Consider the following 12,264-nt stretch of genomic DNA (forward strand, 5'->3'; position numbering starts at 1 on the left):
TACTTTAAAAGTGCGGTTTTATTATGCAAATATACAAAATAACTCTGCCCCGCTTCGGCTATACAGTAAAGCATAACAATGACGACGGCTCACTTTTGGAAACATTAGAAAAAAACGGCATTGAGCATGAATATCAATGCCGTTCAGGTTTCTGTGGCGCCTGCCGAGTCAAACTCCTTAAAGGTGAAGTACATTACAATCAGCCACCCTTGGCTTCTTTAAACCCTGGTGAAATGCTCCTGTGCTGCTGCAAAGTCGACAGCGATTTGGAAATTGATTTTTAAATCACCTCAGTATGAAAACAGTGTTCGCCAAGATGTAACTCCAATTTATCACCAAGGCGTAACTCGCCAACGCCTTGTGGCGTGCCAGTGAGCATAATATCGCCTTTTTGCAACGTGAAAAACTGACTGGCATAACTGATTAAGTGCGGTATGTCCACCAACATATGTTGCGAGTTGCCTGCTTGGCGTAGCATACCATTGACTTGCAAACTAAAATCAATGGCTGTCCAATCGGAGAACTGTCCAACGGGCACAAACGGCGACACGGGGCAAGCGTTATCAAACCCTTTAGCGATTTCCCACGGATGCGCATTGGCTTTACAGCATTCCTGCACATCACGCAAGGTTAAATCCAGCGCTACAGCAAAAGCGCAAACCGCACTTTTTGCTTCTTCTGCGCTGGCCTGGGTAAGATCTTTGCCGATTAGAGCTGCAATTTCCAACTCATGCTCCACACGCCCTAAGGTTTTCGGGATCAAGATTGGATTTTGCAAACAGCAAAGTGCGGTTTGTGGCTTGATAAATAATAAAGGGGAGCTAGGCACAGGGTTATTAAGCTCTTTAATATGCTCATGATAATTGCGCCCGACACACACCACTTTGCCAGCGGGCAAATCCAGCGTACTGCCTTTAATATCACGGTGTTGATACATGCTCCCCTCCTTTTTTACATTATGGATTTACCCGTTGTTTAATCCGATCGGCAAACATGCCAATACTGGTAGCGAAATAATTAGAGTTGTTCCAATTTAATAAAGTGCGGTAATTATTGGTCACCAAAAAGGCACGCCCGACCTCTTTATTGGGTTGCACTAACCACAAATCCGCATTGCCTAAAGACTGCCAACGCCCAACATCAAGCGCCGATTTTGGCATAACACCTAAGGCTTGCCATTGGCTTAGGCTGCGTTTTTGTGCTGCTTTCGTGCCTGAAAGATCAAGCGAAATAGGCTCACTTAAACTCACTTCTAGCCCCCACGGCAGCGTTTTATCCCAACCAACGGTGGCGAGATAATTTGCGATGGAGGCAAATACATCATATTGATTTTTCCAAATATCTTCTGTTCCGTCATTGTCGCCATCAGCCGCGTAGCTTAAAAATGAACTTGGCATAAATTGTGACTGCCCCATGGCACCTGCCCATGAGCCTTTCATGCGCGCACGATCAATCACACTGGATTGCAAAATCTTCAACGCAGCCACATACTCCTTGCTAAAGAGCGCTTCACGGCGCCCGTCAAAAGCTAGCGTGGCCAACACAGAGAGCACGTCATAGTTGCCTTGATAGTAGCCAAAGCTGCTTTCCATGCCCCACAGCGCCATAATGTACTCGGTCGGCACACCATAACGCTGGCTCGCTTTCGTTAAAGCTGGCAATTGTTGCCAATAACGCTCCACTGCCACATCCACTTTGTGGGGAGTTAGTACCTTATTGAGATAACGTGTAATGCCATGTGGATTAGGGCGCGGCGGTGCGTTACGGTTGCGTTGCGCACGTTCCGCTTGTGCATTATCCAGCTCAACTGCGCGAGCAATGTAGTTCACATTTTGTCCTTTTTGCGCGATGGTTTTCTCGCTCACGCCTTGTTGCTTGGCTTGATATTGTAAATAATGCACATAGTGTTGAAATTGATCTAAAGTGCGGTTGGCTGGTGGCTGGCTTTGGTATTGCACCGCCGTATTGCTACTACAGCCTGCTAAAATCAGGCCAGACAATAAAAATGTATATTTAAACATGGTTTTTCCTATCATTAATTTCATCCCTGTAACCAAGGATCTTTCGGTGGCATTTGTAAATAAAAGCCTTGCTCGCGTAGTTGTGCTTTCACCTGTTCAATGTCAGCGCGCGCAAGTTTATCACGCGTGCTTAAATTCAGCTCCATAACAAGCGTCAACTGACCCAATTGTGCCAAAAGTAGCGGCGGAATAGCACTGAAGTCGTCTTTCTCTCGCAAATAGAGATACATTCCTTCTTTTTTACCACTTTTATAAATGGTACATTGCATTGAATTCTCCCGACATTTCACAAAATTTGTGTTATATTGCGTCATTATACACGACATTCAGCCAGTTCTCAGCAATGCAGAAAAACATTATTGAATTTCACACCGGCCAATTTTCTTCTATCGTGCTCAGTATTCACGCCACTAGCATGACGGCAATAAAAAAAGCACTTGCCTTAAAAGTGGAGAAATCGCCACTCTTTTTCCAAAATGTACCCGTGATTTTGCATTACACTCCAGAGCTTGAAAAGTGCGATTTAAACCGCCTTAAAGCATTATTGATGGCGTTTGGCATTCAACTTATCGGGGTGAGCAACTGGCAAAACAAACTACAAAAAGAACTCATATTAAGCCATGATTTACCTGCGCTGGGCAAAAGCTCAAGTCAAGAAGAGCTGATTTCCCCGCGCTACATCGCGCCTATGGTGATCAATAGTGACATCAATAAAAACAACAGTGTTTATGCCAAAAATCGTGATCTGATTATTTTTGGCGATGTGCAGCCAGGTGCGGAAGTAGTCAGCGACGGTAACATTCATGTCTATGGCAAGTTGCTTGGCCGCGCAATGGCTGGGTTGAATAATGAACACTGCGCACTCTACACCCAATTTTTAGACCCCGAGTTTATTGCCGTGTGTCAACGACATATGACCAAACCGCTGATTCCCATTGATTATTTACTCCACAGTGTACGTGTCAGCGCTGAAGGACAAACACTCATCTTCACTGCTTTCGACTATAACTGATTAAAAAATAAACTAAAAGTTGAAAAGCCTATGAAAACTGTGTATGATGAAGGCGGTTTTATTAAAACCAAGTATGAATAACAATAAGTTTTACTTATCAGGAGAAACACTATGAAAATGATTTGGGCTGTAATTTTTGCATTAACCGTGGGTTCTTTAACTGCATGTAACACTGTGAAAGGCGCTGGTGAAGACGTGTCTGCTGCAGGTCAAGCGATCAACAACACAGCATCTGACGTTCAAAAAAGCCTATAATTGAATACAGATCAAAAAAGGGAACTCCAGTTCCCTTTTTTATTATGCAAAGTGCGGTCAGTTAGTTAACCAACCCGCCAGTAAAATCACGACCACAAAAATCACCAACCACACCAACTGCAACTTTGCGCTTTTACGATTTACCTCTTGTTTATGCTCCCGTAAGCGCGCCATTTTTTCATTAAACGTCGCAATACTATCCGATGAAAACGAAAAGCCGCAGTGAGGGCAAAAATTCACCTCACCTGTCATCTTTTTCTTGCATTCTGGGCAGTGCGTTATCTTCATTACGCACAAATCTCATCAGGCGTGAAGAAAAATGCAATCTCGCGTGCAGCTGACGCCAAAGAATCAGAGCCATGCACCGCATTGCGGCTTTTACTTTCAGCAAAATCATAACGCAAAGTGCCCACCCGCGCCTGCGCTGGATCCGTTGCACCAATCAACTCACGTTGCGCACTGACCGCATTTTCCCCTTGCAACACCGACACCACAACAGGCCCTGATGTCATAAATTCTAGTAATCCTTCATAAAATGGCTGCCCTTGATGCTCTGCATAAAATGCCTGCGCCTGCTCACGAGTCAACCACAACATTTTACTGGCGATAATCGAAAAATGCGCCTGCTCAAAACGCGCTAAAATGGCCCCAACTAAATGACGCCCCACCGCATCAGGTTTAATAATTGAAAGGGTTTGCTGCATAGAGATCCTTATTTTTATTAAATCATGTCACATATTAGTAACTTTTTCTTTTTTAATCAATGCAGATGTTAATAGATATGCTGTTTTTATCATATCCTACTCGTTAGATTAGTCAGCAGTGTTTCAGTACCCTTTTGGGCTTGTTTTCCTAGCTTTTGTAGTAGGGATTTTTTTTCATTGAAACTCACTTCGAGTACATCTTTTTCTTTCATTGCGTTTAAAATGACGTCATCGCTGGTGGCGAGTTCATCTACCAAACCTAGCGTAAAGGCTTGCTGGCCAAACCAGTGTTCGCCAGTGGCGATTTTATTAATGTCTAAGTGCGGTCTATGTTGGCGAACAAAATCTTTGAACAACTGATGTGTTTCATTAAGCTCTTGTTGGAATTTTTCACGATCTTTTTCTGTGTTTTCACCCAAGACCGTCATCGTGCGTTTATATTCGCCTGCGGTCATCACCTCAACATCCACATCGTGTTTTTTCAATAAGCGATGCACATTCGGAATTTGCGCTACAACGCCAACAGAGCCAATGACAGCAAATGGTGCTGCGATAATTTTATCCGCCACGCATGCCATCATATAACCGCCGCTGGCAGCCACTTTGTCCACTGCCACGGTGAGTTTAATGCCATGCTGTTTTAAACGATTAAGCTGAGAGCTGGCATAACCATAGGCATGCACCAAGCCACCAGGGCTTTCTAAACGCAGCAGCACTTCGTCATCGGCTTTAGCGCACGCAATCACAGCATTGATGCTTTGCGCCAGCGCCTGTGCACCACTGGCGGCGAGATCCCCTTTAAAATTGAGCACATAAAGGCATGGTTTGTGCGCTTGTGTGGCATTTTTGTCTTGCTTGAGCTTGGCTTTGAGGGCTTTTTGTTCGGCTTTCTCTTTCGCTTTGCGTGCTTTTTCTTTTTGCTTTAGCGCGACCTCATTAAGACGAAAATCCGCTAATTTTTCTTGCTGATCTTGCTGCTTTTCTTTCAAATCAATGATTTTTAATGTGCCTTGCCCCTCGTTGTTTTTCTGCCGAAGTGCAACGATCAGGGCAAAAATGCCCACGATGATCAACAACAGGGTAATCACTTCTAAAATAAAAATGCCATAATTCAGTAAAATTTCAGACCACATAAGCTCTCCTTATTCGTTTTGTCTCAATCATACCGCATTACTCACGCTAGCCAATCCTTTTGTGCTTAATATTTGCGCACTTAAGCGCATTTTAAGACAAGCCTGTAAAAAAACTTGACTTTATACTTTTGTACTAGTTTAATAGTGCAAAAGAAAAATACATCAGAAGGTTGAGAATGACAACACCAATACTCTCTATTCAAACGCAACAAACACCTTATTGCGCAGACCCGACAGCCGTGTTTGCCGCATTGTGCCAAAATCAAGGCGCAACGCTTTTATTAGAATCGGCTGAAATTCAAAGTAAAAATAGTTTAACGAGCCTTTTATTTGTGCAAAGTGCGGTCAAAATTGCCTGTGTTGCGGATTCAGTCACTTACACCGCACTGAATGCCAACGGTGAACCAGTGCTTGCGCATGTTGCCCGTATCGCCAATGCACAAAGTGCGGTTCGCATCATCAGTCAAAGCGATAACGCACTCACCCTGCGTTTCATTCCACCTGACGATGCGCTTGACGAAGATGCTAAATTACAAGCACCATCAATTTTCTCAGCGTTACGCTTTATTACCCAATGCTACGCCAATGCCCAGCAGGCGATTTATCTCGGTGGATTATTCAGCTATGACGTGGTTACGCAATTTATCCCGATGGAAGGCATTGAGCTTAACGATGACGGCATCAACTGCCCCGACTACTGCTTTTATCTTGCTGATCAATTATTGATTTTTGATCACCAAAATCAACGCACTGAACTGAAAAGTTTCTGCTTTAATCCAACGCAACAAGCAATACTACAACAGCAAGGGCAAGAGATTGCTGAAAAACTCCAGCAAATCACGCTCAACCTATCACCTCAAACAGCGTCAACTGAGATAAAGGTGAATATTGGTGATGATGCTTTCAAAGCTATTATCAACCAATTAAAAGAGCATATTTACGCAGGTGACGTGTTTCAAATTGTGCCTTCTCGTCGTTTCTCCATCGCATGCCCTAATGCGTTGGCGAGCTATCGCCAGCTGAAAAAAAACAATCCTAGTCCGTATATGTTTTATATGCAAGATAGCGATTTCACCTTATTCGGAGCATCGCCTGAAAGCGCACTTAAATTCACCCCCGCAACACGCCAGCTGGAAATTTACCCCATTGCAGGCTCGCGCCCTCGTGGCTTTAATGCCCAAGGTGACATCGATCATGAACTGGATGCACGTTTAGAGCTGGAATTGCGGTTGGACAAAAAAGAACTCTCTGAGCATTTGATGCTGGTGGATTTAGCCCGCAATGACATCGCACGGGTGTGCAACAGTGGCTCACGCCGTGTGGCGGAGTTGATGCAGGTGGATCGTTATTCACACATTATGCACCTTGTTTCGCGCGTGGTCGGCACCTTGCGCGATGAATTTGATGCGTTGCACGCCTATCAAGCCTGCATGAACATGGGCACACTCACTGGCGCGCCAAAAATTAAAGCGATGCAGCTGCTCTACCAAGTGGAAAAACACCGTCGCCACAGCTACGGTGGTGCAGTTGGCTATTTAACCTCACAAGGCGATTTCGACACCTGCATTGTGATTCGCTCCGCCTTCGTGCAAAACAATGTCGCTTATATTCAAGCAGGCTGCGGCGAAGTGTTGGATTCCGATCCGCAAATGGAAGCGGATGAAACCCGCCATAAAGCCAAAGCGGTGTTGCTGGCGATTGCACAAACCAATGAACAAGGAGCTTGAGCATGGCGACCGTTGTATTTTTAGATAATTTTGATTCCTTTACCTATAATCTGGTGGATCAATTTCGCAGCCTTGGGCATAAGGTCGTGATTTATCGCAATGACTGTAAGCGCGAATTACTTGAGCAAACCGCACTTTCACAACCCGATACGCTGATCGCCCTCTCGCCAGGCCCTGGCGCGCCAAGTGAGGCGGGCATTATGCTAGAGTTAATCCAGTCGATGGCAGGACGCGTGCCTATTTTAGGCATTTGCCTTGGGCATCAAGCCTTAATTGAAGCCTTTGGCGGGCAAGTGGTCAGTGCTGGCGAAATTCTACACGGCAAAGTCTCACGTATTGAACATGACGGTCAGGCGATGTTCGCCGATTTGCCCTCGCCGATGCCCGTGGCCCGTTATCATTCACTGATTGGGCAAAATATTCACCCTGATTTTGTGGTGAACGCCCATTTTGAAGGGCTGCCAATGGCCATTCGCCACCGCACTTTGCCAATTTGCGCGTTTCAATTTCACCCTGAATCCATCTTAACCGTGCAAGGCGGGCAGCTTTTAAAACAAAGTATTGACTGGTTGTTGGAGCCGCGATGATGGTGGTGATTTACGGCTTAAAGCCACAGCTTGAGCAAATAAAAAAGCCACTGGCGAACATTGTGCAACGCTGCCTTGTTTTTGCACTCGGACTGCCGACAACGCAGCTGAGCCAGCGGTTTGTGGGGCTGGACTCAGGCGATATTATTCTTGCCGATCGCAGCGCGCAGGATTACTTGCAAATTGAAGTTAACCTCATGCAAGGGCATTTGCCCGAGGCGAAAAAGCTGCTGATTCGTATGCTGTTTGATGAAATGAACAAACAACTTGGGCTACTGCCTCACGAGATTGATATTCTGATTAAAGAACAGCCCACCCACTGCTGGGGGTTACGTGGCATGAGTGGCGACGATATTCATTTTGCTTATAACATAGATAGTTAGAGAGATTTTATGCAGACCATTTTAGAACAGCTCTATTCAGGCGAGCGGCTTTCACAAGACCAAAGCGAGCAATTATTTAATGCCATTGTTAACGGCGAGTTAGCACCAGAGCAGCTGGCAGCTGCGTTGATTGCCATGCGCGTACGTGGAGAAAGCTATGATGAAATTGCTGGTGCTGTGAAAGCTTTACAAAATGCTGCGCTGCCCTTCCCTCGCCCTGATTATCCTTTTGCTGATATTGTGGGCACAGGTGGCGATGGTGCAAATACTATTAACATTTCCACCGCCAGCGCCATTGTGGGAGCGCACTTGGGAGCGAAAATTGCCAAGCACGGCAACCGCAGCGTGTCGAGTAAAAGCGGCTCAAGCGATGTATTAACTGCCCTTGGCATCAATATTAATATGCATCCTAAACAGGCACGAATCGCACTGGATGACATTGGGCTATGTTTTTTATTTGCGCAACAATATCACACAGGCTTTAAGCACGCGATGCCTGTGCGCAACGCTTTGAAAACAAGAACGATTTTTAATATCTTAGGGCCACTAATTAACCCTGCCAAACCATCAAGACAATTACTAGGCGTTTATACGCCTGCACTGATTGAACGCTACGCCCAAACCGCACTTTTAATGGGGCATGAACACACCATCGTGGTGCATGGCTGTGGTTTAGACGAGGTAGCGCTGCACGGTGAAACGCAGGTGGCGGAAGTAAAAAATGGCAAAATTGACTATTTTACTCTCAGCCCATCGGATTTTGGCCTGACAACACAACCACTGGATACGCTGCGTGGCGGTTTGCCAAACGAAAATGCACACATGCTCACTGCTCTTTTGCAAGGCAAAGGATCTATTTATCATGCTAATGCAGTAGCGGCCAACACGGCACTGTTGCTGCGTTTATTTGGCCATGATGATCTTAAAGCCACCACAACACGCGTGCTAGAGACCATCGTCAGTGGCAATGCCTACCGCACTTTGCAACAACTACAAGCGGTGGCACAGGGGGAATAATGAGCGCATTTTTAAATAGAAAATTAAGCCAACAAGCCACGATTTTACAAAAAATTGTGGCGGATAAACAACGCTGGATTGCAGAGCGTCAAGCGCAAGAGCCGTTGAACACCCTGCAAGAGCACATCACACCCAGTGATCGTGATTTTTACGTGGCACTTGCCCCCAGAGAGCAACCGCACTTTATCCTTGAATGTAAAAAGGCCTCACCATCAAAGGGGTTAATTCGCGCTGATTTTGACCCAATTGAGATCGCCCGTGTGTATAAACACTACGCCAGCGCGATTTCTGTGCTGACGGATGAGCACTTTTTCCAAGGCGATTTTGCGTTCATCAAACAGGTGCGCGCTGTCGCATCTCAGCCTGTGCTATGCAAAGATTTTATCATCAGCGAATATCAAGTTTATCTCGCGCGCCACTCGCAGGCTGATGCCATTTTATTAATGCTGTCAGTGTTAAGCGACGAAGGCTACACCGCACTTTCCACCCTAGCTCACCAGCTCAATATGGGCGTATTGACCGAAGTGGCCAATGACGTGGAGCTTGAACGCGCGCTTGAGCTCAATGCGAAAGTGATTGGCATTAATAATCGCAATTTGCACGATCTCAGCGTTGATCTCAGCCGCACATCACCGCTGGCGCGCCAAATTCCAACAGATCGCATTGTGGTGAGTGAATCGGGCATCTACACCCATCAGCAAGTGCGCCAATTGCAAGGCGACGTGGACGCCTTTTTAATTGGTTCGAGCCTGATGGGCAGCGATGATCTGCAAAGTGCGGTGCGCTCTGTGATCTTTGGTGAAAACAAAGTTTGTGGCCTGACCCGCGCACAGGATGCAAAATGCGCGTTTGAGGCGGGCGCACTTTATGGTGGTTTGATTTTCGCCCCAGCGTCACCTCGTGCGTTAAGCCTGCGTCAAGCACAAGAGGTTGCCATCGCTGCGCCGCTGCGTTATGTTGGCGTGTTTCAAAATCAACCTATTGATTTCATTGTGCGCATAGCAAGTCAGCTAAATCTTTATGCCGTACAACTCCATGGTGAGGAAAACCGCACTTTTGTTGCTCAATTGCGCGCCGCACTGCCTGATGCGATTGAAATTTGGCAGGCCGTCACCATCGCTGCGGATGATAGTACCATCACGCTGCCTGACGATGATAACATCGACCGCTTTGTCTGTGACACGCGTGTTGGCAATGCTCAAGGTGGCACAGGGCAATCCTTTAATTGGACACTGATTCCTGAACAAGACAAGCAGCGCATTATGCTCGCTGGTGGCATTAATTTAGACAATGCTCAGCAAGCCTCTAAAATTGGCTGCTTAGGCTTAGACATCAACTCTGGCGTGGAAAAATCCCCTGGAGTCAAAAGCGCTGATAAATTAACCGCACTTTTACAGTGCATCCGATAAGAGAATTTTATGCAACAGACAAAACTTAGCCCCTATTTTGGCGATTTTGGTGGCATGTATGTGCCTGAGATTTTGGTGCCCGTACTGCTAGAATTAGAGCAAGCCTTTATAGATGCGCAAAATGATACACAATTTCAGCAAGAATTTGCTGATTTGCTGCGAAATTACGCTGGCCGTCCAACCCCGTTGACGCTATGCCGAAATTTAACCCAAGGCAGCAACACCAAGCTCTACCTCAAACGCGAAGATCTGCTGCACGGCGGTGCGCACAAAACTAACCAAGTGCTCGGGCAAGCATTATTGGCAAAACGCATGGGCAAAACGGAGATTATCGCCGAAACAGGCGCAGGGCAACACGGCGTGGCAACCGCCATTGCCTGCGCGCTGCTGGGGCTAAAATGCCGTATTTATATGGGCGCTAAAGATGTCCAGCGCCAATCGCCGAATGTCTTTCGTATGCGACTGATGGGGGCAACCGTCATTCCCGTTGAAAAAGGCTCTTGCTCGCTGAAAGACGCGTGCTGTGAGGCAATGCGTGATTGGTCTGCCAATTATGAAAAAGCGCACTATTTGCTTGGCACCGCCGCAGGCCCCCACCCATTTCCGACCATTGTGCGTGAATTTCAAAAAATGATCGGCGAAGAAACCAAAGCCCAGCTACGCGAGCGCGAAGGCGTGTTGCCAGATTGCGTCATTGCCTGCGTGGGTGGCGGCTCCAATGCGATTGGTATGTTTGCGGATTTTATCGATGAAAGTGCGGTGCGCTTAATCGGGGTTGAGCCTGCTGGCGAAGGCCTAGACAGTGGCAAACACGGCGCACCACTGAATAAAAGTGCGGTTGGCATCTATTTCGGTATGAAATCCCCGTTAATGCAAAGTGCAGATGGACAAGTGCAGGAATCGTACTCCATCTCTGCTGGGCTTGACTTCCCGTCCGTTGGGCCGCAGCATGCCCATTTGCATGCTACAGGCCGCGCGGAATATCACGCCATTACGGATAATGAAGCACTCGATGCTTTTCAACAACTCGCACTTCACGAGGGCATTATCCCTGCGCTTGAATCCGCCCATGCGCTGGCGTATGCCTTAAAAATGATTAAACAAGATCCAGAAAAAGAGCAAATTCTCGTGGTGAATCTCTCAGGGCGTGGAGATAAAGATATTTTCACTGTCGATAACATTTTAACGCAACGTGGAGCTGCCTTATGAGCCGTTTTGACACGCTTTTTCAACATTTACAACGCACTAAGCAAGGCGCCTTTGTTCCTTTTGTTACCCTATGCGACCCTAGTCTTGAACGCTCGTTTGAGATCATTTGTACCTTGGTGGATAACGGCGCAGACGCCTTAGAGCTGGGTTTTCCGTTTTCTGACCCACTGCTTGATGGCCCTGTTATTCAAGCGGCCAATAACCGCGCACTTAGCGCTGGTTTTAGTACTGATGCGTGTTTTGCACTGCTTGAGCGAATTCGCGCGCGTTATGCTGAGATCCCAATCAGCCTGCTGCTGTGTGCAAATTTGGTGTATGCACAAGGATTAGATCGTTTCTATCAACGCTGCCACACGGCGGGTGTGGATGCGGTGTTGATTGCTGATGTGCCTTTAATGGCTGCTGAACCTTTCGTACAAAGTGCGGTTAAATTTGGTATTCAACCAGTGTTTATCTGCCCGCCGAATGCCGATGAACAAACCATTGCAGACGTGGCAAAACACGCTCAAGGTTATACCTATCTTGTCTCACGCGCGGGGGTAACCAGCGCTGAAAATCAACAACATGCCAGCACGTTGGATAACTTAATTGTCAAGCTCAAAGAGCACAACGCCCCGCCTATCTTGCAAGGCTTTGGTATCGCCAAACCTGAGCAAGTGAAAGAAGCTCTGAACAGTGGCTGCCGTGGTGCTATTTCAGGATCGGCTATTGTGAAGATTATTGAGCGCAATTTGGATAATCACGCGCAGTGTTTGCAAGAATTAGGCGAGTTTGTGTCAAACATGAAAAACGCCACTTATTAAAAGT

15 protein-coding genes are annotated in these 12,264 nt (G+C 46.6%); 10 read left to right on the forward strand and 5 right to left on the reverse strand.

Features of this window, described 5'->3' with window-relative positions:
- Window positions 1-23: 23 nt before the first annotated feature.
- Window positions 24-284 carry a class I ribonucleotide reductase maintenance protein YfaE gene (yfaE, locus tag HPC38_RS06935; protein ID WP_208120554.1) on the forward strand — a complete coding sequence of 87 codons (261 nt, stop codon included), beginning with the start codon at window positions 24-26 and terminating at the stop codon, window positions 282-284.
- Here yfaE and HPC38_RS06940 read toward each other — a convergent pair.
- From HPC38_RS06940 to HPC38_RS06950, 3 genes are read right to left on the reverse strand one after another with little or no spacing between them, the layout of a single operon-like run.
- Window positions 281-937 (reverse strand): fumarylacetoacetate hydrolase family protein, encoded by a 657-nt coding sequence (locus HPC38_RS06940; RefSeq protein WP_208120555.1) that lies wholly within the window; start codon window positions 935-937, stop codon window positions 281-283. The genes yfaE and HPC38_RS06940 overlap by 4 nt on opposite strands.
- Before the next feature lie 19 nt (window positions 938-956).
- Window positions 957-2,036 carry a lytic murein transglycosylase gene (locus HPC38_RS06945; RefSeq protein WP_208120556.1) on the reverse strand — a complete coding sequence of 360 codons (1,080 nt, stop codon included), beginning with the start codon at window positions 2,034-2,036 and terminating at the stop codon, window positions 957-959.
- A gap of 5 nt (window positions 2,037-2,041) precedes the next feature.
- The gene (locus HPC38_RS06950) at window positions 2,042-2,290 is read right to left on the reverse strand and encodes a YcgL domain-containing protein (protein ID WP_208120557.1); all 249 of its coding nucleotides are present in this window, start codon (window positions 2,288-2,290) and stop codon (window positions 2,042-2,044) included.
- 74 nt (window positions 2,291-2,364) lie between these two features.
- On the opposite strand from HPC38_RS06950, the gene minC reads away from it, so the two are divergent.
- Together minC and HPC38_RS06960 are read left to right on the forward strand one after the other, a co-directional pair.
- Window positions 2,365-3,033 carry a septum site-determining protein MinC gene (minC, locus tag HPC38_RS06955; RefSeq protein WP_208120558.1) on the forward strand — a complete coding sequence of 223 codons (669 nt, stop codon included), beginning with the start codon at window positions 2,365-2,367 and terminating at the stop codon, window positions 3,031-3,033.
- A 111-nt stretch (window positions 3,034-3,144) separates the two neighbouring features.
- A complete protein-coding gene (locus HPC38_RS06960; RefSeq protein ID WP_208118149.1) occupies window positions 3,145-3,288 on the forward strand; it encodes an entericidin A/B family lipoprotein in 144 nt (47 codons plus the stop codon).
- A 287-nt stretch (window positions 3,289-3,575) separates the two neighbouring features.
- On the opposite strand, the gene ndk is transcribed toward HPC38_RS06960, so the two are convergent.
- Window positions 3,576-3,998, reverse strand: coding sequence for a nucleoside-diphosphate kinase (gene ndk, locus HPC38_RS06970; protein WP_208120629.1), 423 nt, complete (start codon window positions 3,996-3,998; stop codon window positions 3,576-3,578).
- 83 nt (window positions 3,999-4,081) lie between these two features.
- Entirely contained in the window at window positions 4,082-5,125 is a 1,044-nt protein-coding gene (gene sohB / locus HPC38_RS06975; protein WP_208120560.1) for a protease SohB, read from the reverse strand.
- Window positions 5,126-5,301: 176 nt separating this feature from the next.
- Between sohB and trpE the strand changes: the two genes are divergently transcribed.
- The 7 genes from trpE to trpA are packed head-to-tail and all read left to right on the forward strand — an operon-like array spanning window position 5,302 to window position 12,260.
- Window positions 5,302-6,852: an anthranilate synthase component I gene (gene trpE, locus HPC38_RS06980; RefSeq protein WP_208120561.1), complete on the forward strand. Its 1,551-nt coding sequence runs from the start codon at window positions 5,302-5,304 to the stop codon at window positions 6,850-6,852.
- A 2-nt stretch (window positions 6,853-6,854) separates the two neighbouring features.
- Window positions 6,855-7,439 carry an aminodeoxychorismate/anthranilate synthase component II gene (locus HPC38_RS06985; protein ID WP_208120562.1) on the forward strand — a complete coding sequence of 195 codons (585 nt, stop codon included), beginning with the start codon at window positions 6,855-6,857 and terminating at the stop codon, window positions 7,437-7,439.
- Window positions 7,436-7,822, forward strand: a complete 387-nt coding sequence (locus HPC38_RS06990; protein WP_208120563.1) for a tautomerase family protein — start codon at window positions 7,436-7,438, stop codon at window positions 7,820-7,822. Before HPC38_RS06985 ends, HPC38_RS06990 begins: the two co-directional genes overlap by 4 nt.
- Window positions 7,823-7,831: 9 nt before the next feature.
- Entirely contained in the window at window positions 7,832-8,839 is a 1,008-nt protein-coding gene (gene trpD / locus HPC38_RS06995; protein WP_208120564.1) for an anthranilate phosphoribosyltransferase, read from the forward strand.
- Window positions 8,839-10,248 (forward strand): bifunctional indole-3-glycerol-phosphate synthase TrpC/phosphoribosylanthranilate isomerase TrpF, encoded by a 1,410-nt coding sequence (gene trpCF / locus HPC38_RS07000; RefSeq protein WP_208120565.1) that lies wholly within the window; start codon window positions 8,839-8,841, stop codon window positions 10,246-10,248. Before trpD ends, trpCF begins: the two co-directional genes overlap by 1 nt.
- A 9-nt stretch (window positions 10,249-10,257) precedes the next feature.
- Window positions 10,258-11,457 carry a tryptophan synthase subunit beta gene (gene trpB, locus HPC38_RS07005; protein WP_208120566.1) on the forward strand — a complete coding sequence of 400 codons (1,200 nt, stop codon included), beginning with the start codon at window positions 10,258-10,260 and terminating at the stop codon, window positions 11,455-11,457.
- A complete protein-coding gene (gene trpA / locus HPC38_RS07010; RefSeq protein ID WP_208120567.1) occupies window positions 11,454-12,260 on the forward strand; it encodes a tryptophan synthase subunit alpha in 807 nt (268 codons plus the stop codon). Before trpB ends, trpA begins: the two co-directional genes overlap by 4 nt.
- Window positions 12,261-12,264 lie beyond the last annotated feature (4 nt).

It is taken from the genome of Spirabiliibacterium pneumoniae (assembly GCF_014884995.1).
In the GTDB taxonomy this organism is placed as follows: domain Bacteria; phylum Pseudomonadota; class Gammaproteobacteria; order Enterobacterales; family Pasteurellaceae; genus Spirabiliibacterium; species Spirabiliibacterium pneumoniae.